The organism is Nocardiopsis metallicus, from assembly GCF_014201115.1.
GTDB classification, from domain to species: domain Bacteria; phylum Actinomycetota; class Actinomycetes; order Streptosporangiales; family Streptosporangiaceae; genus Nocardiopsis; species Nocardiopsis metallicus.
Window position 1 is genome coordinate 1,243,715 of the sequence record NZ_JACHDO010000001.1, and the last position, 20,272, is coordinate 1,263,986.

Sequence of the window (20,272 nt, forward strand, 5' to 3'; positions counted from 1 at the left end):
GTACAACCGCGCATGGTCTGAAGGTGATGTTCGAAGCTTCGCACAGACGCTGGTGGGATTGTTGGGGTCGGGGTCGGTCTGGGGTGCTTCACCTGTAAGAACGCTTCGTACAGGTGAGGTGTTCCCGCCCCGGCAGCGGATTTTCATCCGGCCCGGTAAAAAGCGGGTGCGGAGTGGGGCACGGAACCCTAAGCTCCTCTTCGGACCCGGGCGGCGAAGGAGGCGGACATGCCCGAACCGGTGACCCTGTGGCGGCCCACCGGGCCCGCGGAGCTCGCGTTGGTAAGGGATTCCGGCTGGCGGGAGTGGCCGCCGCGCCTGCCCGAGCAGCCCATCTTCTACCCGGTGCTGAACGAGGACTACGCGACGCGGATCGCCCGGGAGTGGAACCTGCCACGAGACGGTGAGGGGCACGTCACCCGTTTCCGGGTGGACGCCGGATTCGCCTCCCGGTATCCGGTCCGGCAGGTGGGCGGGCGCACGATCCTGGAACTGTGGGTGCCAGCCGGGGAACTGGCCGAGTTCAACGCGCACATCCACGGGGAGATTGAGCTGGTGGGGTCCTTCCTGCCGGCGGGATAGGCCCCGGTCCGGGGCGGTGGGAGCGACGTGAACAAGGGCGGGGCCGGTGCACGAGGGCGCACCGGCCCCGCTTTTGTGTACGCGAAGGTCTGCCGTGGTAGGTGCGGGGGAATACCTGAGTCCGGGCCGGGGTTCGGCATGATAGTTTTATAGAAAGCATTTTCCTGGGAAGCTAGTTGGAGCGGGGAACGGCCATGCAGTTCGGAATCTTCTCGGTCAGCGACGTGACCACCGACCCGACGACGGGACGTACGCCGACCGAAGGCGAGCGGATCAAGGCGATGGTGCGGATCGCCCTCAAGGCCGAGGAGGTGGGTCTGGACGTCTTCGCCAGCGGCGAGCACCACAACCCGCCCTTCGTCGCCTCCTCGCCCACCACCATGCTCGGTTACGTCGCGGCGCAGACCGAGAAGATCGTCCTGTCCACCTCCACCACGCTCATCACCACCAACGACCCGGTGAAGATCGCGGAGGACTTCGCGATGCTCCAGCACCTGGCCGACGGCCGGGTGGACCTGATGATGGGGCGCGGCAACACCGGACCGGTCTACCCCTGGTTCGGGCAGGACATCCGACAGGGCATCCCGCTGGCGCTGGAGAACTACAACCTCCTGCACCGCCTGTGGCGCGAGGACGTCGTCGACTGGGAGGGCAAGTTCCGCACCCCGCTGCAGGGCTTCACCTCCACCCCGCGCCCGCTGGACGGCGTGCCGCCGTTCGTCTGGCACGGTTCCATCCGCAGCCCGGAGATCGCCGAACAGGCCGCCTACTACGGTGACGGCTTCTTCCACAACAACATCTTCTGGCCGGCCACCCACACCAAGAAGCTCATCTCGCTGTACCGCCGCCGCTTCGAGCACTACGGCCACGGCCGGGCCGACCAGGCCGTCGTCGGGCTGGGCGGACAGGTGTTCATGCGCAAGAACTCCCAGGACGCGGTGAAGGAGTTCCGGCCCTACTTCGACAACGCGCCGGTCTACGGCGGCGGTCCCTCCCTGGAGGAGTTCACCCGTGAGACCCCGCTGACCGTCGGCAGCCCGCAGGAGGTCATCGACCGTACCCTGGGCTTCCGGGAGTCCTTCGGCGACTACCAGCGCCAGCTCTTCCTGATGGACCACGCGGGCCTGCCGCTCAAGACCGTCCTGGAGCAGCTGGACCTCCTCGGCGAGGAGGTCGTCCCGGTGCTGCGCAAGGAGTTCGCCGCGAAGAAGCCCGAGCACGTGCCCGACGCGCCCACCCACGCCTCGCTCCTGGCCGCGAAGGAGCGCGCGACCACGAACACGGAGGTCCAGGAATGACCCGCAAGCTCGTCACCGTCACGGCCGGGCTCAGCAGCCCCTCCTCGACCCGGCTGCTCGCCGACCGACTGACCGGAGCCGCCGAGGAGGCCCTGGCCGACCGCGGTGAGAAGGTCGAGGCCAGGACCGTCGAGCTGCGCGAGGTGGCCCACGACATCATGAACGCCATGACCACCCGGGTCCCCACCGGAGACCTGCCCGGGGTCCTGGCCGACATCGCCGAGGCGGACGGGGTCATCGCGGTGACTCCGGTCTTCAACGCCTCCTACAGCGGCCTGTTCAAGTCGTTCTTCGACGTCGTCGAACCCGGTGTGCTGGACGGAAAGCCGGTCCTGGTGGCCGCCACCGGTGGCAGTCCGCGCCACTCGCTGGTGCTGGAGCACGCGCTGCGCCCGATGTTCTCCTACACCCGTTCGGTGGTGGTGCCCACGGGCGTCTACGCCGCCTCCGAGGACTGGGGCGCGGGCGAGAGCGGCGGCCGCGAACTGGCCGAACGCATCACCCGGGCGGCCCGGCAGCTGGCCATGCTCGCCACGGAGAACGCTCCGGCCGTGGCCGACCCCTACGAGGAACCCACTCCCTTCACCGATCTGATGTCCGGCCTGGGGAGATGACCGTCCGTTCCCGCCGGTCCCCGGCGGGAACGGACCCCAGGGGCGGGAAACGGGCGCGGTGGCCGGTGACGGCCGGATGCGAGTTCCGCTGAGTTTTCCTCTCATCACCCGTTGCAGTTGCTTTTCAATGGTGTTAACTTTCCGGAAAGTGCTGCATGGGAGCGCTCCCGAATTGGGGTGGACCCTCAGTGCACCGTCTGGACCGCACCACGACCGGCAGGCGTACGGCCCGGAGCGGGAGGTAGTCCCGTCCCTCCGAGGCGCCGTGCTCCGCGTCGCCCTTCCGGATTTTTCCGGAAGTAATGCGACGTTCCCCGCAAGCTCACACTCCTGGCACCCCCCTACGCGAGGAAACCACGATGAGCAGAGCCCCCTCCTCCTCTCACAGAACCCTGCCCCGCCGGGCGCTTGCCACGGCCTCCGCCCTGCTCCTGGGTGTGGCCACCGCACTCACCGCCTCCGCCCCGGCCACCGCCGCCACCGGCTGTTCCGTCGACTACCAGCTCAATGACTGGGGCTCGGGCTTCACCGCCGACGTCCAGATCACCAACCTGGGAAGCGCGGTCAACGGCTGGACCCTGGACTGGACCTTCGACGGCAACCAGCAGATCAGCAACACCTGGGGCGGTACGCACAGCCAGTCCGGCCAGAGCGTCTCGGTCACCGACGCCGGACACAACGCCGCCATCGCCCAGGACGCGACCGTCTCCTTCGGCTTCCAAGCCGCGTACTCCGGGAGCAACGCCGTCCCGACCGACTTCACCCTCAACGGGGTCCTCTGCGAGGGCAGCGTGGACCCGGGGCCCGACCCGGATCCGGACCCCGATCCCGACCCCGACCCGGACCCGGATCCCACGCCCGGCGAGCGGGTGGACAACCCCTACGTGGGCGCGGACGTGTACGTGAACCCGATCTGGTCCGCCAACGCCGCGGCCGAACCCGGCGGCGAGGCCGTGGCCGACCAGCCCACCGGGGTCTGGATGGACCGGACCAGCGCCATCGAGGGCAACGACAGCCCCACCACGGGAGACATGGGGCTGCGCGACCACCTGGACGAGGCGGTCGCGCAGGCCGCGGGCGAACCGCTGGTCTTCCAGTTGGTCATCTACAACCTGCCCGGCCGTGACTGCGCTGCCCTGGCCTCCAACGGCGAACTCGGCCCCGAGGAGATCGACCGTTACGAGTCGGAGTACATCGATCCGATCGCGGACATCCTGCGTGACTACGAGGACACGTCCCTGCGCGTGGTCACCACGATCGAGATCGACTCCCTGCCCAACCTGATCACCAACATCTCGCCCCGTGAGACGGCCACGCCCGAGTGCGACGTCATGCTGGCCAACGGCAACTACGTCAACGGGGTCGGCTACGCGCTCGCCCAGCTCGGAGCCATCAGCAACGTCTACAACTACGTGGACGCCGGGCACCACGGCTGGATCGGCTGGGAGGACAACTTCGCCCCCTCCGCCGCGCTCTTCTACGAGGCCGCCAACGCCAACGGGGCCAGCCCCGACGACGTGCACGGCTTCATCGCCAACACCGCCAACTACTCGGCCCTGAAGGAGGAGCACTTCGCGATCGGTGAGACCGTCAACGGCACACCGGTGCGCCAGTCCAGCTGGGTGGACTGGAACAACTACGTCGACGAGCTCTCCTTCGCCCAGGCGCTGCGCGTGGAACTGGTCTCCCAGGGCTTCGACCCGGGGATCGGAATGCTCATCGACACCTCCCGCAACGGCTGGGGCGGACCCGACCGGCCCATCAGCGCGGGCCCGACCACCGACGTCGACGCCTACGTGGACGGCGGCCGCTTCGACCGCCGTATCCAGTACGGAAACTGGTGCAACCAGGCCGGCGCCGGGTTGGGCGAGCGCCCCACCACCGCCCCCGAGCCCGGGATCGACGCCTACGTGTGGATGAAGCCCCCGGGTGAGTCGGACGGCTCCAGCGAGGAGATCCCCAACGACGAGGGCAAGGGCTTCGACCGGATGTGCGACCCCACCTACGAGGGAAACCCGCGCAACAACCACAGCATGAGCGGCGCACTGCCCGACGCGCCGGTCGCCGGCCACTGGTTCTCCGAGCAGTTCCAGGAACTGCTGGCCAACGCCCACCCCCCGGTCCAGTGACCACCCTGCGGTAGAGATCCCGACCGCCGGGCGCCTGCCCCTCCCCCCTCCCCTCCGGGGCGGGCGCCCGGCCCGGTGGCACCGCGTCAGCGAAACCTCACGCAGAGCCCGGCCCGGGGCGGCGGCACCGCCCCGGCCCCTCCACAGAACCAGCCCTCTCGTGCGCCCGCACGGTGGCGCCGTCGCGCCCGCGCCCGCCCTCCGGGCACCGGCCCGCGCCGAGCAGGGTCCCCCACAGGAGGACAACATGATCACCCCCCGCTCAGACCGGGTCCCGGGCCGTCGCCCGCGCCTCGGCTCCCTCTTCATCACCACGGCCCTGGTCGCGGCACTGCTGCCGAGCAGCCCCGCGCAGGCCCAGGGCCCCTGCTCGGTCGACTACCGCATCACCAACGACTGGGGCTCGGGCTTCACCGCCGAGGTCACGCTCACCAACGAGTCAGCCGGCCTCTCCCAGTGGTCCCTGGGCTGGGACTTCGACTCCGGCCAACAGGTCACCAACGCCTGGAACGCCGAGGTCTCCCAGGACGCCGCGTCCGTCACCGCGACCGGCCCCGCCTGGGCCCCGGGACTACCCGAGGGTGCGAGCACCACCTTCGGTTTCCAGGCCACCCACAGCGGCGACAACCCCGCCCCGGAGAACTTCACCCTCAACGGGGTGAGCTGCGCGGACCAGGAGGAGCCCCCCGCGCAGGAGCACGCCCTGCTCGTCGAACCCGCCACGCTCACCCTGGACCCGGGAGGCGAGGCGGGCTTCGAGGTCGTCCTGTCCAGCGAACCCGACAGCACCGTACAGGTCGCCGTCGACCGCACCCAGGGCAGCGAGACCCTGTCGGTGAGCTCCACGCAACCCCTCACCTTCGACGAGTCCGACTGGGGCACCCCGCAGGAGGTCACCGTCGCCTCCTCGGGCGCCTCCTCCGGCGAACCGGCCCAGGCCGAGTTCACCGTCTCCGCCCAGGGCTACGAGTCCGTCGTCGTCACCGCCAGGGAACGCGCCGAGGCGACCAGCGACTACGAGCAGCGCTTCCTCGACCAGTACGACAGGATCAAGGACCCCGCCAGCGGCTACTTCCGTGACTTCGACGGGCTCCTGGTGCCCTATCACGCCGTGGAGACCCTGATCGTGGAGGCTCCCGACCACGGTCACGCCACCACGTCCGAGGCCTACAGCTACTACCTGTGGCTGGAGGCGACCTACGGCCGCATCACCCAGGACTGGGCCCCGTTCAACTCCGCCTGGGACTCCATGGAGGCGTTCATCATCCCGGGCACCGCGGACCAGCCCACGAACGCCTCCTACGACCCCGCCGACCCGGCCACCTACATCGCCGAGTCCCTGCAGCCCAGCGACTACCCGATGCCGCTGCGGCCCGAGGTCCAGGTCGGGCAGGACCCGCTCGCCGAGGAGCTCAGCGGTACGTACGGCACCGACGAGGTCTACGGCATGCACTGGCTGCTGGACGTCGACAACACCTACGGCTTCGGTTTCTGCGGCGACGGCACCGACGACGCCCCGGCCTACCTGAACACCTTCCAGCGCGGCTCCAACGAGTCGGTCTGGGAGACCGTCCCGCACCCCTCCTGCGAGACCTTCGCGCACGGCGGCGACAACGGCTACCTCGACCTGTTCACCGACGACGAGACCTACTCCGAGCAGTGGCGCTACACCAACGCGCCCGACGCCGACGCCCGTGCGGTCCAGGTCGCCTACCTCGCGCACGAGTGGGCCGCCGAGCAGGGCAACGAGTCCGAGGTCGCCGACAGCGTCGCCAAGGCTTCCATGATGGGCGACTACCTGCGCTACGCCATGTTCGACAAGTACTTCAAGGAGATCGGGGACTGCGTCGGCGCCGAGTCCTGCCCGCCCGGAACGGGCCGGGACTCCGCCCACTACCTGCTGTCCTGGTACTACTCCTGGGGCGGCGCCCTGGAGAGCGCCGAGTACCCCTGGGCCTGGCGCATCGGCGGATCCTCCGCGCACCAGGGCTACCAGAACGTGATGGCCGCCTACGCCCTCTCCGAGACCGAGGCGCTGCGCCCGCAGTCAGCCACCGGAGCCGACGACTGGGGCGTGAGCCTGGACCGCCAGCTGGAGTTCATCCAGTGGTTGCAGTCCTCCGAGGGCGGCATCGCCGGGGGCGCGACCAACAGCTGGGAGGGCGTCTACGGTGAGCCGCCCGCGGGTACTCCGACCTTCTACGGCATGTACTACGACGAGAAGCCCGTCTGGCACGACCCGCCCTCCAACCAGTGGTTCGGCTTCCAGGTCTGGGACATCGAGAGGGTCGCCGAGTACCACCGCCTCACCGGTGACGAGCGGGCCGGGGACGTCCTCGACTCGTGGGTGCCCTGGGTGATCGCCAACACCACGATCGGCACCGGCGGTGATTTCGCCATCCCCGCCGAAATGGAATGGAGCGGTGCGCCCGACAGCTGGACCGGCACCCCCACCGGTAACCCGGGGCTGAGCGTCGAGGTGGTCTCGCACAACCAGGACGTCGGTATCGCGGCTGGTCTGGCCAAGACCCTGATGCACTACTCCGCCGCCACCGGGGACCAGGCCTCCCTGGAGATGGCCGAAGCCCTGCTGGAAGCCCTCCTGGAACACGAGGGCGAACTCGGCGTGGCCATCCCGGAGACCAGGGCTGACTACGAGCGCTTCGGCGACCCCTACGACCCGGCCACCGGAGAGGGGACCTACGTCCCCCAGGGCTGGACCGGCACGATGCCCAACGGTGACGTCATCGACTCCGACGCCACCTTCGCCTCCATCCGCTCCTTCTACCAGGACGACCCGAACTGGGGCCAGGTGGAGGACTACCTCGACGGGGGCCCGGTTCCCGAGTTCACCTACCACCGCTTCTGGGCGCAGGTCGACGTGGCCACCGCCCTGGCGACCCACGGAGAGCTGTTCGGGTCCTAGGAGACCACAGCCGTAACGGGGCCGGGCCCCGTCAGAGCGCCCGGCCCCTCCCTCACCAGCCCCGGCCCCCGGGCCGATCGTCAACAACGGAAGGCATCATGCCGAGAACACCCGTGCGGCTGAGAGCCGCGTTCGCCTCACTGACCGCCGCCGTCCTACTGGCGGCCGGAACCGCCACCGCCGCGCACGCACAGCAGCCCCCGCTCCGCGACCTGGCCGACCAGCAGGGATTCAGGATGGGAGCCGCGGTCGCCTCCCACCTCCTGGACGACGCGGACTACCGGCGCACGGCCGCCGCGGAGTTCAACTCCGTGACCCACGAGAACGACCTCAAGTGGGAGAGCGTCCAGCCCCAGCCGGGCCAGTACTCCTGGTCCGGGGCCGACCGGCTCGTGGAGTTCGCCGAACAGAACGGTCAACAGATCCACGGCCACACACTGGTGTGGCACAGCCAGCTGCCCTCCTGGGTGGAGAACGGAAGCTTCACCCCGGCCGAACTGACCCAGGTCATGGAAGACCACATCGACACCACCATGGGCCGGTACCGGGGACAGATCCAGACCTGGGACGTGGTCAACGAGCCGATCGGCGACGACGCCCAGTTCAGGAACTCGGTGTTCCACCGCGTCCTGGGCGAGGACTTCATCGCCCAGTCCCTGCACATGGCCAGAGCGGCGGACCCCGACGCCACCCTGTTCATCAACGACTACAACATCGACGGGATCAACGCCAAGAGCGACGCCTACTACGAACTGGCCCAGGACCTGCTCGCCCAGGGCGCACCGCTCGACGGCATCGGCCTCCAGGGCCACCTCATCTCCGGACAGCTGCCCCAGGACATCCAGCAGAACATCCAGCGCTTCGCCGACCTGGGCCTGGAGGTGATGATCACCGAACTCGACATCCGCATGACCATGCCCGTCACCCAGCAGAAACTCGAACAGCAGGCCAGGGACTACACCCAGGTCATGGACGCCTGCCTCGCGGTCTCCGGCTGCTCCGGTGTGACGGTGTGGGGCGTCACCGACGCCCATTCCTGGGTCCCGGACCACTTCACGGGTGAGGGCGCGGCCCTGCCGATCGACGAGAACTATCAGCCCAAGCCCGCCTACTGGTCGGTCCACGAGGCCCTGGGCGGCGACGGTCAGGGGCCGGACGACCCGGGACCCGGCGAGCCGGGCACCGGAACCTGCGAGGTCGCCTACGAATTCACCTCCCAATGGGAACAGGGAGCCGTGGTGGAGGTGACCGTGCACAACGGCTCGGCCTCCGCCGTCCAGGACTGGTCCCTGACCTGGGCGCGGCCCTCCGGTGAACAGATCACCTCCGCCTGGAACTCCCTGATCGAACAGAGCGGTAACACCGTCACGGCCGCACCCGTGGAGTGGAACCGTGCCATCCCCGCCGGGGGCCAGGTCTCCTTCGGCTTCCAGACAACCCACACGGGAGGGCCGTCGGTGCCCGGCGGATTCTCCCTGGGCAGTGAGAGCTGCACCGTCCGATGACCCGTCAGGGCCCCGTGCGTGTGAGCGCACGGGGCCGCTGCCCCGCCCGAACGGAGCCACATGAGACAACGCCTGACGATCGCCTCGGCGGCCGTCCTCGCCCTGATCGCCGCGCTGCTCGTGCACGTTCTGCCCGCCCACGCCGACAACGGGTTCCGGGTCAGCGAGGGCCGCCTCGTCGACGCCTCGGGCAACGACTTCGTCATCCGCGGGGTCAGCCACCCCCACTCCTGGTACACGCAGGAGACCGGCGCCTTCGCCGACATCAAGTCACTGGGCGCCAACACGGTGCGCGTGGTCCTCAGCAGCGGTGACCGCTGGTACGAGAACGGGCCCGCGGACGTGGACAACGTGGTCTCGCTCTGCAAGGCCAACCGGTTGATCTGCATGCTGGAGGTCCACGACACCACCGGCTACGGCGAGGATCCCGAAGCCGGCACCCTGGACCAGGCCGTCGACTACTGGCTGCGGATCCAGGACGTGATCGAGGGCGAGGAGGACCACGTCCTCGTCAACATCGGCAACGAGCCCTACGGCAACGACGCGGTGACCAACCAGGGCTGGGCCGACGACACCTCCGACGCCATCCAACGGCTACGCGCGGCCGGGTTCGACCACACCCTGGTCGTGGACGCCCCCAACTGGGGCCAGGACTGGCAGGGGATCATGCGCGAGGGAGCCCAGGACGTCTTCGACTCCGACCCGCACGCCAACACCGTGTTCTCGATCCACATGTACGGGGTCTACGAGCAGGAGCCGGTGATCGTCGACTACCTGGAGCACTTCACCGAGCGCGGGCTGCCCCTCATCGTCGGGGAGTTCGGCTTCGACCACAGTGACGGCACCCCCGACGAGGACGCCATCATGCACCACACCGAACGGCTCGGCCTGGGCTACATCGGCTGGTCCTGGAGCGGCAACAGCGCCGGGGTCGCCTACCTCGACATGGTCGAGAACTTCGACGTCGACTCCCTGACCCCCTGGGGTGAGCGCATCTTCCACGGCCCCGACGGCATCGCCGACACCTCGGTCGAGGCCCCCGTCTACGGCGGGGACGGCGGTCCCACCGACCCGCCCACCGACCCACCCACGGAGGAACCCACCGACCCGCCCACCGACGCTGACTGCGCCGCTTCCTACGAGCTCGTCGGCGAGTGGCCGGGTGGTTTCCAGGCGCAGGTGACCGTCACCGCCCTGAACGCCGTCGACAGCTGGAACGTTTCCTGGTCCCTGACCGACGGCCAGAGCGTGGGCCATGCCTGGAACGCCGGAGTCAGCACCAACGGCGCCACCGTCACCGCTGCCAACGCCGCTCACAACGGCACACTCGCCGCCGGTGAATCGGCCTCGTTCGGATTCACCGGCAGCCATACCGGAACCGTCACCGTGCCCGACGTGCTGTGCACCTCGGGCCCCTGACCGGGGCCTACCGCCCCCGCCCGCCCCGGCCGCGCACGGTGCTCGGCCGGATTCCCCCCGACCGGAGGAGGAGTGATCCATGAGATCACGTCACACCATCGCCACGACCCTGGCACTCGGCGGCCTGGCCATCGGCTACGCAGTCGTGGCCTCGCCCCAGCCAGCCGAAGCCCACGGGGCCTTCACCTATCCCGCTTCCCGCACCTACGCCTGTTTCCAGGACGCCACCGGCGGTAGCTCCGGCGGTGCCCTCCAGCCCGTCAACCCGGCCTGCGCCGACGCCCTCGCCGAGGGCGGGGACTATGCCTTCTGGAACTGGTTCGGCAACCTGATCAGCAACTCGAACGGCCAACACCGGGAGTTCGTCGCCGACGGGGAGCTCTGCGGGCCGACCGACCAGTTCAGCGCCTTCAACGCGGCCCGTACCGACTGGCCCTCCACCCAGCTGCAGCCGAACACGACGGTGGAGTTCCACCACAACGCGTGGGCCCCCCACCCGGGCACCTTCTTCACCTACGTCACGGTCGACGGCTGGGACCCGAGCTCGCCCCTGAACTGGGACGACCTGGAGTTGATCGACGAGGCCGTGGACCCGCCGCTGCGCAGCGGGGGAGTGGCGGGCGCCGAGTACTACTGGGACGTGGACCTGCCCGACCGTGAGGGACGTCATCTCGTCTACTCGGTCTGGGAGCGCTCCGACAGTCCGGAGGCCTTCTACAACTGCTCCGACGTCGTCTTCGGCGACGACCCGGGGCCCGGCCCCGACCCCGACCCGGGTCCGGACCCCGACCCCACGCCCGACCCCACGGACCCGCCCGGCCCCGACCCGACGCCGGACCCCACGGACCCGCCCGCGGCCGAGTACTGCACGGCCGAGTACACGGTCACCAGCGAGTGGTCCGACGGCTTCCAGGCGGAGGTCGAGGTCACTGCGGGCGAGGACGGGGTGAACGGGTGGATGGTGGACTGGGTCTTCGCCAACCGCCAGGAGATCACCAACATCTGGAACGCCTCGGTCGTGAACCACGGAGCGCACTTCGAGGCCTCCAACGTCGCCCACAACGGCACCCTCGCGGCCGGTGACTCCACGTCCTTCGGCTTCACCGCCACCTTCGAGGGAGCAAACATCGAGCCCCGGGTGGAGTGCCAGGAGAACTGATCCCCACAGGTCTCGAACGCTCGCTGAACGGACCGGCCCCGGATGGCACACCGGGGCCGGCCCCGTTTTTCCTAACGGTGTTAGTTACGATGGTCCGATGGACTCCGCGCGCATCTACGAGAACTGTCAGAACCGGCTCCTGGAACTGGCCGCCACCCTGGACCGGGACCAGCTCGCCACCGTGGTGCCCGCCTGCCCGGACTGGACCGTCCAGCAGGTCTACGCACACCTCGCCGGACTCGCCACGGACGTCGTCAACGGCGACGTCACACCCCCGGCCACCGACGAGGTCACCGGTCGACAGGTCGCGGCGCGAGCCGGCCACGGCATCGAACGCCTTATCGCCGAGTGGACGCGCACCGGCCCCGGGCTGGTCGCGTTGCTGCGCACCCAGCAGCGCCGACGCTACTCCCTGCCCGCGCTGGACGTGTGGCACCACGAGAACGACATCCGCGGCGCCCTCGGCCTGACCGCGCAGACCGAGGACGCCGACCAGCTCGCGGACTTCCCGCTGGGCGGCCTGGCGAAGGGCTGGCCAGCCCAAGCCCCCTCGGTACGCGTGGTCGCCACCGACACCGGCCAGGAGTGGAGCCTCGGCGAGGGCGCCGCGCTCACCCTGAGCGGCACCGCCTTCGAACTGGCCCGGGCAGTGACCGGCCGCCGTAGCGTCAACCAGATCCTGGCCATGGACTGGACCGGCGCCGACCCCGCCCCGGTGGCCCCGTTCCTGCCCACCCTGCCCGCGCCCCAGACAGACCTGGCCGTGTGATCGTGAACCAGCCCCGCGGGGGCACGGCGGGAACGCCCGCTCACAGGCACAGGGGGTCAGGGGGCGTAGGGGATGCGGTCGATCGCGCGCACCTCGCCCAGGGTGGACCACTCGTTGCGGCCCAGCCGGGCCATCGGGCGTAGCCGGGTGACCTCAGGGAGGCCGTCCACCACCACGGACTCGTCCACGGCCACGTTCAGCACCCGGCCGAAGACCACCGTGGAGTCGCCCAGCCGCAGGGTCGAGTGCAGGGCGCACTCCACCGCTGCCGGGGACCCGGCCACCCGCGGCGGGCGCACCGCCGTACTGGCCTCCCGTTCGATGCCCAGCGCGTCGAACTCGCTCACGTGCGGCGGGTAGTCGGTCCCGCTCGCGTTGATCTGGTCCTGAAGCGGCTCGGTGGCCAGGTTGACCACGAACTCGCCTGTCGCCTCGGCGTTGCGCAGTGAGTCCTTGCGCCCCACCGAGGTGAACTGCACGATCGGCGGTTCGGTGCACGAGATGGTGAAGAAGGAGTGCGGAGCCAGGTTGTCCACACCGGACTCGGAGGTGGTGGAGACCCACGCGATCGGGCGAGGGACCACCAGCGACGTCATCAGTTTGTAGAACGCCCGGCCGGGCAGGTCGTCAGGGGTGTGTTCGGTACGCATCGGCACCGATTATCCCGTGTGCCGGGGCACGCGGTGGCATACTCGCCGGATGGAACTGGTCACCGCCGACGACGTCCGGGCCGCCGCCACCCGCCTCCAGGGCCATGTGGTGCGCACCCCGCTGACCGCCGCTCCCGAAGAATCCGACCTCCTCCTCAAACCGGAGAGCCTCCAACCCACCGGTGCCTTCAAACTGCGCGGCGCCACCAACGCCGTCGCCCTGCTCAACCCGGTCCAGCGCGAACACGGGGTGGTCACCCACTCCTCGGGAAACCACGGCCTCGCCCTGGCCCATGCCGCCGCCCGCCAGGGAGTGTCCTGCACCGTCGTGGTGCCCGAGGGCGCGCCCGAGACCAAGGTGGACCGGATCCGGGCCCTGGGCGCCCGGGTGGTGACCGTGCCGCCCGCCGAACGCCTCGCGGCCGCCACCGAGCTCCGCGACCGCGAACTCCTCGCACTGGTCCCGCCCTTCGACGACCCCCGGGTGATCGCCGGTCAGGGCACCGTGGGGCTGGAGATCCTGGAACAGTCACCCGAGGTCACGACCATCGTGGTGCCGGTCGGCGGGGGAGGGCTCGCCTCCGGGGTGGCCACGGCCGCCGGGACGGTGCACCCGCACCGGGTCCGGGTGGTGGGCGTGGAACCGGAGCTGGCCGCCGACGCCGCCGAGAGTCTTCGGGAGGGGCGACTGGTCACCTGGGGCCCCGAGCTCACCTACCGGACCATGGCCGACGGGGTGCGTACCTGCCTTTCCGAACGCACCTTCGCGCACCTGGCGGTCCGCCTGGACGAGATCGTCACCGTCACCGAGGAGGAGATCGCCAGTGCGGTCGCGGCCTTGGCACACGGCGCGCGCCTGGTCACCGAACCCAGCGGTGCCCTGGCCGCGGCGGCGGTACTCGCGGGGAAGGTCGACACGGTTCCGGGCCGGCCGGGCGCCACGGTCGCGGTGGTCTCCGGCGGAAACGTCGACCCGGACCTGTTCGGTCGGCTCGTGGCCCGGACCTGGCCTGCCCCGGGCCCTTACCCGGGGCAGGCCAGGTCGTGAGCCACCTCCCGGGACGGCTCCCGACTGGACCTCGGCGCGAATGCGCCCATCAGAGGTCGATCGGTTCGGACCCCGGGCCCAGCGGGTCGTGACCGACGCGCATCAGCCTTCTACGCCAGGCATCGTCCTCGGGGCGGGGGTCCGAGAGCTCCTCCCGGACGAACCCGGAGACCCGCTCCATGAGTTCGAGGTCGGAGGAGGTCACATCGGTCCTGCGCTTGTTCAGCAGCCGAACGATCTGTTCTCCCTCGGCGTCGACACCGCCCGAGGCCGGCAGGGCGTCCTCCCCGGAAGCGTCGGTGAGAAGCCATCGGCGGAGCTCCTCACCGGTCATGTTGACCGACGTGTGGAACTCTTCCCAGACACGGTCGGTGTTCGGATCGCTTACGGCCATCGCAATCTCCCCTTCTCTCGGCGGGCGCACCGGCACCGGTCCACGGGCGGGTGCTTCCCTGTACCGCGCGGTGGGCGCTGCAGACGCGTTCGAACGCCCCATGCGCCACCCTCACCCATCACGGCTACCCGTGGCACCTCGCGTTCATACGTTCGTTCCGGGTCCGGAGGGTCCCGTGCGGAGCCGCTGCCCGTGCGCCCCCTTCCCCAGAGGCAGGCCCGGCTCTGCGCGGGGCAGCGGACACGCTCCGGACGCTCGGGGCCCTGTGCTTCTGGAGGACACGCCGGGGGAGGCGCCCGACTCCGCTCGGGCCGCCGCAGAAGGCAGCCGGGGCCTTCGTCCGGGTCCTTGCAGTTGCTTCTTGAAAATGCACCGATCTGCGATCAGAGTCATAAATTTTTTTAATAAATAAATTAATCGTACGAAAAGGGGAATCTGGTTCAGGCAAGGTTTGACGGGGCTCTGATGATTCCTGCGTGAAGGCTTCTGTCCTTGGTAGCTTGGTGGCTTGATTGATCGGTTGGCGGGGGCGAAACCGAGCTGCTGCGGGTTGGGTATTTCGAAAGTTTCGGGCTTCTTGGGTGAAATAACGACAACGGTCGCTTCTGTGATCGGCCTGCTGGTGTGGGTGCTGGGGCTCGCTGGTTCCCCTGTCGATCCCGATCAGCCCTTGAGGGCTCGGCCCACAGGGCCCGTCAGAAAAGAATTGAGAGGAACCATATGTCGGTTGAGGCCGGTGTGCAGAGCTCTCTGCCCGAGGAGGCGAGGGACAAAGGCAGGGGTTCGATCCTTGTCAAATGGTTGACGTCGACCGACCACAAGGTCATCGGGTACATGTACCTGATCACCTCCTTCGCCTTCTTCCTCGTCGGTGGCGTGATGGCGCTCCTGATGCGGCTGGAGCTGTTCTCGCCGGGCATGCAGTTCATGGCCAACGAGCAGTTCAACCAGCTGTTCACGATGCACGGCACGATCATGCTGCTGCTGTTCGCGACCCCGCTGTTCGTCGGGTTCTCCAACGTGATCGTGCCGCTGCAGATCGGCGCCCCCGATGTGGCCTTCCCCAGGATGAACCTGTTCAGCTACTACCTGTTCCTGTTCGGCGGCCTCATCGTCCTCGGCGGGTTCCTGACCCCGGGTGGCGCGGCCAGCTTCGGCTGGTTCGCCTACACGCCGCTGTCCGACGCGGTCCGCTCGCCGGGTCTGGGCGGTGACCTGTGGATCCTGGGCCTGATCGTGTCCGGTCTGGGCACGATCCTCGGCGCGGTCAACTTCATCACCACCGGTCTGTGCATGCGCGCGCCCGGTATGACGATGTTCCGCATGCCGATCTTCGTGTGGAACACCCTGCTCACCAGTGTGCTGGTGCTCATCGCCTTCCCGGTGCTGACCGCGGCCCTGATCGCGCTGGGCGCGGACCGCATGGTCGGCACCCAGGTCTTCAACGCCGAGCACGGCGGTGCCATCCTCTGGCAGCACCTGTTCTGGTTCTTCGGTCACCCCGAGGTGTACATCATCGCGCTGCCGTTCTTCGGCATCGTCACCGAGATCCTGCCGGTGTTCAGCCGCAAGCCGATCTTCGGTTACAAGAGCCTGGTGGCGGCCACCATCGCCATCGCCGGTCTGTCCGTGACCGTGTGGGCCCACCACATGTTCCCGACCGGCGCGGTGCTGCTGCCGTTCTTCTCGTTCATGACGTTCCTCATCGCGGTCCCCACCGGGGTGAAGTTCTTCAACTGGATCGGGACGATGTGGCGCGGTCAGCTCACCTTCGAGACGCCGATGCTGTTCAGTATCGGCTTCCTGGCCACCTTCCTCTTCGGTGGTCTGACCGGTGTGCTGCTGGCCTCGCCGCCCATCGACTTCCACGTCACCGACTCCTACTTCGTGGTGGCGCACTTCCACTACGTGGTGTTCGGCACCGTGGTGTTCGCGATGTTCGCGGGCTTCTACTTCTGGTGGCCCAAGTTCACCGGCAAGATGCTCAACGAGAAGCTGGGCAAGTTCCACTTCTGGCTGCTCTTCCTGGGTTTCCACGGCACCTTCCTGGTCCAGCACTGGCTGGGTGCCATGGGCTTCCCGCGCCGGTACGCGGACTACCTGCCCGGGGACGGCTTCACGGAGCTCAACCAGATCTCCTCGATCTCGGCGTTCGTGCTCGCGGCCTCGACGCTCATCTTCTTCTGGAACATGTACATCACCGCGAAGAACGCGCCGATGGTCAACGTGGACGACCCGTGGGGCTACGGCAACTCGCTGGAGTGGGCGACCTCCTGCCCGCCGCCGCGACACAACTTCACGTCGCTGCCCCGGATCCGGTCCGAGCGTCCGGCCTTCGACCTCAACCACCCGTATGCGGCCTCTCCTGTCAAGACCGACCCGGAACGCACGTGAGCCCGCCGCAGAGGAGACACCGCGCAGTGAATGAAGAGGAGAATCCTGTCGTGAGCACGAGCGCCCCGCTGACCGGCGCGGTCCTTCCGAGAGGACGCTCCGCCGCGGTCTTCTCCCTCCTGTTGTCCGCGGCGGGTCTGATGATGGTGTGGACCTGGACCGGAGGGACCGTATTCGCCGTCTCCGCCGGGGTTCTGGTCGCGGCGGTCGTACTGTTCTGCCTGAGCGGGCGGCACCGTGCCGAGTTCGAGGTGATCGGCGGCCCTCTCGATGGTGCCCGGTTGCCCCGGGAGACTGTGGAGGCGGGTACGGGGATTCTGCTTCTGCGTACCCCTGACGGCGGTGGTGCCCGTTACGCGGTGGCCGGCTCCCGCAGTCTGGTCTACCGGGGACAGGCCGGAACCTCGGGCTGAGGCGCTGGCGGGGCGCCCGTGGGTACTGCGCTAACACGAACCCCTGCCCGAACACGTGGAACTCGGGTTGCGGATGCTCGCCGAACCCCGGGAGAACCCGCCGGTCCGGCGGTACGTCCGAGGTACCTGGTCCACGGCGCCCCGCTTAGCAGTGCGTCTACCAGGAAACAACGGTCAACAGGAGAACAGGAGGTAGCCATCATGAGTGTGCTCGGACAGATGCTGTACGCCCACCCCGACGATCCGGAGGGAGTGGGGGAGAAGGTGCGGGCGGCAGTGGAGGCCTGCGGGCTCTGTGCCCAGGTCTGCGTGGTGTGCGCGGACGCCTGTATGCGGGAGGGCGAGGTGGCCGAACTGGTCTCCTGCGCCCGTTCCGACCTGGACTGCGCCGACGTCTGCGAGACCACCCAGCGTGTGCTCGTGCGGCGAACCGCCGAGGAGGACGGTTTCGTCACGTCGGTTCTGGAGGCGTGTGCCCAGGCCTGTGACAGGTGCGCCGCGGAGTGCGAGGAACACGCGCAGGCCCACGAGCACTGCCGGGTCTGCGCCCAGGTGTGCCGCGAGTGCGCCCGTGCCTGCCGGGACCTGGTTCTCGCCCTCGTCTGAGGAGGGCGTGGCGGAGTTGGGTGGGAGGCCGGGAGCGGGGGCACGCCAGCACTCGTCCGTACCGCCGCTTACGCCGCCCCGGGGTCGCGGCCGCCGGGTCCCGGGCACACTGGTCCGTGGCTCGCCCTCCGTTGCTCACCCGTGCCGGTCAGGCGGCGCGCCAACGGAAGCGGCTGTCCTCCGCCGTGGTGGTGCACCGCATCAGTGTGCCGTTGTTCGTGTGGCCGTACTGCCAGTGCTGTGAGCAGAACGCCCCCGGGTGCACGCCCTGCACGGGAGCCGGGGCGGGTTCGGGTTCGGGAGCGGGCTCGGGCTCGGGGGCGGGTTCCGGATCGGGGGCCGGAGCGGGCTCCGGCTCGGGTTCGGGCTCCGGCTCGGGCGTGGGGCTGGGGTCACCGATCTCCTCGGGGCAGTCCGTGTCGTCGGAGACGACGAGGAGCTCCACTTCGAGGGTGTCGGAGAACGGTGCCGTCTTCTCGCCCTTGCCGGGGGACTGCCCGCACACGGTGTCCCCGGCGGCGTCCGCCAGGTCCGGGGCGTCCACATCCCCGAAGGCGCTCCCGACCGCCACCCTCAGACCCGCGGCATCGATCCATTCGCTGGCCTCGTCGACGGTCCCGTCGGTGAACCCCGGCAGTTCGGGCCACTCCTCGGAGGCGTCACCGTCCTCGGGGCAGTCCACGCCCTCGGGCACCACGGCCAGTTCGGCCGCTTCCTCCGTCACGTCCTGACCGCACACGACCATCGCCGAGCGGGTCCACTCCACGCCCTCGCCAGCCGCGGCGAGTACCAGGTCCCCGAGCTCGAGGTCGGCTTCGGCCACCAGCTCCTGGGCCTTCGGCAGGCGCAGCCCCACCAGTTCGAGCTCCGGTTCCGCCGAGGGGGACTCAGACACGGCCACGGCCACGGATCCCTCGTCCGGTGGTGGGGAAGGCAGGAGCAACCCGAGGATGACCAGCCCGAAGAACCCGAAGAAGGCCAGGGAGGCACAGCCGCCGCAGCCCAGCCCGATCTTGGCCAGTGGAGACAGCTTCTTACCGGGCCCCGGGGGTGGACCCGGTACATGCGGAGGAAGGGACAAGGATGCTCCGTCTCAGGTCAAGGGGAGGGCGGAGCGAGCGCCGATCACCGTGCCGCACGGTGCGGCGAATCAGCACCATAGCGAGGCCGGGGTCTCGGCTCGACCTGAATGACCGAATTCGACGGTCCTGAACACGCAGAGTGAGAAGCCGGTACGGCGGCCCCGGTAGCCGAAGCCGCGTTCGTGGTTCGGTGGGTGTCGTATGGCTGTGCAATCCTCGCGTCTTAGGCCAAATTACGGAGAGCCATGGCTGCCGCCTACGTGCTGGCGGCCCTGCTCGCGACCGCCCCCTGAAGCGCGGGCAGCCAGGGCTGTCGTCGGGGCCCAAGCAGGTGGACGCCACGGTTCGTGGCGGCGACCGCCAGGGCGCACAGGGTGCGCTCGCGAGGCCTGGCGTCTGGCCGCTCGTATCTGAGAGGGCTTGCGTTCCGGAGCCCTCGGATCAGTCTTCCGTGGAGTGCCGGTTCACGGCGGCCGCGCGGTCCTCGCGGCGGCGCATGGCCATGTCGGACAGGATCGCCAGGCCGAAGGCGATCACCATCGCGGCGATGACCGCCAACGCGGTCAGGGCGGTGCCGAACGAGTCGGGGTCGATCACAGGGGCTCTCCAGGTGCCGAGGGGTGCGCCTACATCCACACCGTAATAGGCGTTAACTTTCAAACCCAGCGTTAGCTTAAGTGAACTGTGTCATACCCAGATGTCGAAAAGGGTCTCGGTGCCGCTCGGGTCGCTGTTGGCGAATCGGCAGCGTTGGGTGCTGGGGTTCGGGTTGGGGTTCCCCGTTTCCCGCCGCTTGAGGGTGGCCGTCTGCGCTGCGCGCGTCAAGTCATGCGTGCCATCGGCACACGCGGTGGTGAGGGTGGGGTTCAGCGCTGTGGTGTTGGCTCTGGAGGAAGTCGGGGTGTCCGTAACCTGCACCTGGGGGTGTCCGCTGCTTCCGAAACCCTCTCATCCCCGGTGATCTTGCTACCAGGAGCAAGTTCGGCGCTGAACTTGCTCCTGGTAGCAAGATCATCTTTGAAAAGGGGGGCCGAAACCGGGCCCGGGGGGCTGGAGGGCCGCTGGTGGTGTTCGCTGGCACGCATGACCGGCCGCGACACGCGATCCGATGCGCGCGGGCCTTGGGAGCCTGGCGCCTGCGCTGCCGCTTTTCCGTCCGGGCGAATGACCGGCCGCGACACGGCCAGGCGCTGGGCTCCGGCCTGGGGAAGGCACCGGCCGAAGGCCGAGGTAGTCGGGCCCCCTTGAATCCACCGGGTCCCTTCGGGGCCCGGCCCCGTTGGC

17 protein-coding genes are annotated in these 20,272 nt (G+C 69.1%); 13 read left to right on the plus strand and 4 right to left on the minus strand.

Annotation, left to right across the window (positions count from 1 at the left end; genetic code table 11):
• The first annotated feature begins 228 nt into the window (after positions 1-228).
• The 9 genes from HNR07_RS05165 (at position 229) to HNR07_RS05205 (ending at position 12,401) form a co-directional block, all read left to right on the plus strand.
• Positions 229-582, plus strand: a complete 354-nt coding sequence (locus HNR07_RS05165) for an ADP-ribosylation/crystallin J1 (RefSeq protein WP_184362568.1) — start codon at positions 229-231, stop codon at positions 580-582.
• A gap of 194 nt (positions 583-776) precedes the next feature.
• Positions 777-1,880, plus strand: a complete 1,104-nt coding sequence (locus HNR07_RS05170; protein WP_184362571.1) for an LLM class flavin-dependent oxidoreductase — start codon at positions 777-779, stop codon at positions 1,878-1,880.
• A complete protein-coding gene (locus HNR07_RS05175) occupies positions 1,877-2,494 on the plus strand; it encodes an FMN reductase (protein WP_184362574.1) in 618 nt (205 codons plus the stop codon). Before HNR07_RS05170 ends, HNR07_RS05175 begins: the two co-directional genes overlap by 4 nt.
• A gap of 359 nt (positions 2,495-2,853) precedes the next feature.
• Positions 2,854-4,623, plus strand: a complete 1,770-nt coding sequence (locus tag HNR07_RS05180) for a glycoside hydrolase family 6 protein (protein WP_246420110.1) — start codon at positions 2,854-2,856, stop codon at positions 4,621-4,623.
• Between the two features lie 247 nt (positions 4,624-4,870).
• The gene (locus HNR07_RS05185; RefSeq protein WP_184362578.1) at positions 4,871-7,549 is read left to right on the plus strand and encodes a glycoside hydrolase family 48 protein; all 2,679 of its coding nucleotides are present in this window, start codon (positions 4,871-4,873) and stop codon (positions 7,547-7,549) included.
• 98 nt (positions 7,550-7,647) lie between these two features.
• Positions 7,648-9,054, plus strand: a complete 1,407-nt coding sequence (locus HNR07_RS05190; protein WP_246420112.1) for an endo-1,4-beta-xylanase — start codon at positions 7,648-7,650, stop codon at positions 9,052-9,054.
• A gap of 60 nt (positions 9,055-9,114) precedes the next feature.
• Positions 9,115-10,473, plus strand: a complete 1,359-nt coding sequence (locus HNR07_RS05195; protein ID WP_184362581.1) for a cellulase family glycosylhydrolase — start codon at positions 9,115-9,117, stop codon at positions 10,471-10,473.
• Positions 10,474-10,552: 79 nt separating this feature from the next.
• Positions 10,553-11,632: a lytic polysaccharide monooxygenase gene (locus tag HNR07_RS05200; protein ID WP_184362584.1), complete on the plus strand. Its 1,080-nt coding sequence runs from the start codon at positions 10,553-10,555 to the stop codon at positions 11,630-11,632.
• 97 nt (positions 11,633-11,729) lie between these two features.
• Entirely contained in the window at positions 11,730-12,401 is a 672-nt protein-coding gene (locus HNR07_RS05205; protein WP_184362587.1) for a maleylpyruvate isomerase family mycothiol-dependent enzyme, read from the plus strand.
• A 56-nt stretch (positions 12,402-12,457) separates the two neighbouring features.
• Here the strand turns inward: HNR07_RS05205 and HNR07_RS05210 are convergent, their stop codons facing one another.
• Positions 12,458-13,051 (minus strand): flavin reductase family protein, encoded by a 594-nt coding sequence (locus HNR07_RS05210; protein WP_184362589.1) that lies wholly within the window; start codon positions 13,049-13,051, stop codon positions 12,458-12,460.
• 49 nt (positions 13,052-13,100) lie between these two features.
• Between HNR07_RS05210 and HNR07_RS05215 the strand changes: the two genes are divergently transcribed.
• Positions 13,101-14,099, plus strand: coding sequence for a threonine ammonia-lyase (locus HNR07_RS05215; RefSeq protein WP_184362592.1), 999 nt, complete (start codon positions 13,101-13,103; stop codon positions 14,097-14,099).
• A 49-nt stretch (positions 14,100-14,148) separates the two neighbouring features.
• On the opposite strand, the gene HNR07_RS05220 is transcribed toward HNR07_RS05215, so the two are convergent.
• On the minus strand, positions 14,149-14,493 hold the full coding sequence (locus tag HNR07_RS05220; RefSeq protein WP_184362595.1) for a DUF3140 domain-containing protein: 345 nt from the start codon (positions 14,491-14,493) through the stop codon (positions 14,149-14,151).
• A gap of 720 nt (positions 14,494-15,213) precedes the next feature.
• Here HNR07_RS05220 and ctaD point away from each other — a divergent pair.
• From ctaD to HNR07_RS05235, 3 genes are all read left to right on the plus strand, one after another.
• A complete protein-coding gene (gene ctaD / locus HNR07_RS05225) occupies positions 15,214-16,887 on the plus strand; it encodes an aa3-type cytochrome oxidase subunit I (RefSeq protein WP_184362598.1) in 1,674 nt (557 codons plus the stop codon).
• Positions 16,888-16,937: 50 nt separating this feature from the next.
• Positions 16,938-17,300, plus strand: a complete 363-nt coding sequence (locus tag HNR07_RS05230; protein ID WP_184362601.1) for a hypothetical protein — start codon at positions 16,938-16,940, stop codon at positions 17,298-17,300.
• A gap of 201 nt (positions 17,301-17,501) precedes the next feature.
• Complete coding sequence (locus tag HNR07_RS05235) at positions 17,502-17,906, plus strand: four-helix bundle copper-binding protein (RefSeq protein WP_184362604.1); 405 nt, start codon at positions 17,502-17,504, stop codon at positions 17,904-17,906.
• A 148-nt stretch (positions 17,907-18,054) separates the two neighbouring features.
• Here the strand turns inward: HNR07_RS05235 and HNR07_RS05240 are convergent, their stop codons facing one another.
• Both HNR07_RS05240 and HNR07_RS05245 read right to left on the minus strand, forming a co-directional pair.
• Positions 18,055-18,987, minus strand: a complete 933-nt coding sequence (locus HNR07_RS05240) for a serine/threonine kinase (RefSeq protein WP_312893608.1) — start codon at positions 18,985-18,987, stop codon at positions 18,055-18,057.
• Between the two features lie 442 nt (positions 18,988-19,429).
• On the minus strand, positions 19,430-19,585 hold the full coding sequence (locus HNR07_RS05245; protein WP_184362606.1) for a hypothetical protein: 156 nt from the start codon (positions 19,583-19,585) through the stop codon (positions 19,430-19,432).
• Positions 19,586-20,272 lie beyond the last annotated feature (687 nt).

Bases quoted from the DNA above. Each gene is read 5' to 3' on its own strand.
- ctaD (WP_184362598.1), top strand. From the start codon at position 15,214: ATGTCGGTTGAGGCCGGTGTGCAGAGCTCTCTGCCCGAGGAGGCGAGG.
- HNR07_RS05220 (WP_184362595.1), bottom strand. From the start codon at position 14,493: ATGGCCGTAAGCGATCCGAACACCGACCGTGTCTGGGAAGAGTTCCAC.
- HNR07_RS05180 (WP_246420110.1), top strand. From the start codon at position 2,854: ATGAGCAGAGCCCCCTCCTCCTCTCACAGAACCCTGCCCCGCCGGGCG.
- HNR07_RS05175 (WP_184362574.1), top strand. From the start codon at position 1,877: ATGACCCGCAAGCTCGTCACCGTCACGGCCGGGCTCAGCAGCCCCTCC.
- HNR07_RS05205 (WP_184362587.1), top strand. From the start codon at position 11,730: ATGGACTCCGCGCGCATCTACGAGAACTGTCAGAACCGGCTCCTGGAA.
- HNR07_RS05165 (WP_184362568.1), top strand. From the start codon at position 229: ATGCCCGAACCGGTGACCCTGTGGCGGCCCACCGGGCCCGCGGAGCTC.
- HNR07_RS05215 (WP_184362592.1), top strand. From the start codon at position 13,101: ATGGAACTGGTCACCGCCGACGACGTCCGGGCCGCCGCCACCCGCCTC.
- HNR07_RS05195 (WP_184362581.1), top strand. From the start codon at position 9,115: ATGAGACAACGCCTGACGATCGCCTCGGCGGCCGTCCTCGCCCTGATC.
- HNR07_RS05200 (WP_184362584.1), top strand. From the start codon at position 10,553: ATGAGATCACGTCACACCATCGCCACGACCCTGGCACTCGGCGGCCTG.
- HNR07_RS05170 (WP_184362571.1), top strand. From the start codon at position 777: ATGCAGTTCGGAATCTTCTCGGTCAGCGACGTGACCACCGACCCGACG.
- HNR07_RS05190 (WP_246420112.1), top strand. From the start codon at position 7,648: ATGCCGAGAACACCCGTGCGGCTGAGAGCCGCGTTCGCCTCACTGACC.
- HNR07_RS05235 (WP_184362604.1), top strand. From the start codon at position 17,502: ATGAGTGTGCTCGGACAGATGCTGTACGCCCACCCCGACGATCCGGAG.
- HNR07_RS05185 (WP_184362578.1), top strand. From the start codon at position 4,871: ATGATCACCCCCCGCTCAGACCGGGTCCCGGGCCGTCGCCCGCGCCTC.
- HNR07_RS05210 (WP_184362589.1), bottom strand. From the start codon at position 13,051: ATGCGTACCGAACACACCCCTGACGACCTGCCCGGCCGGGCGTTCTAC.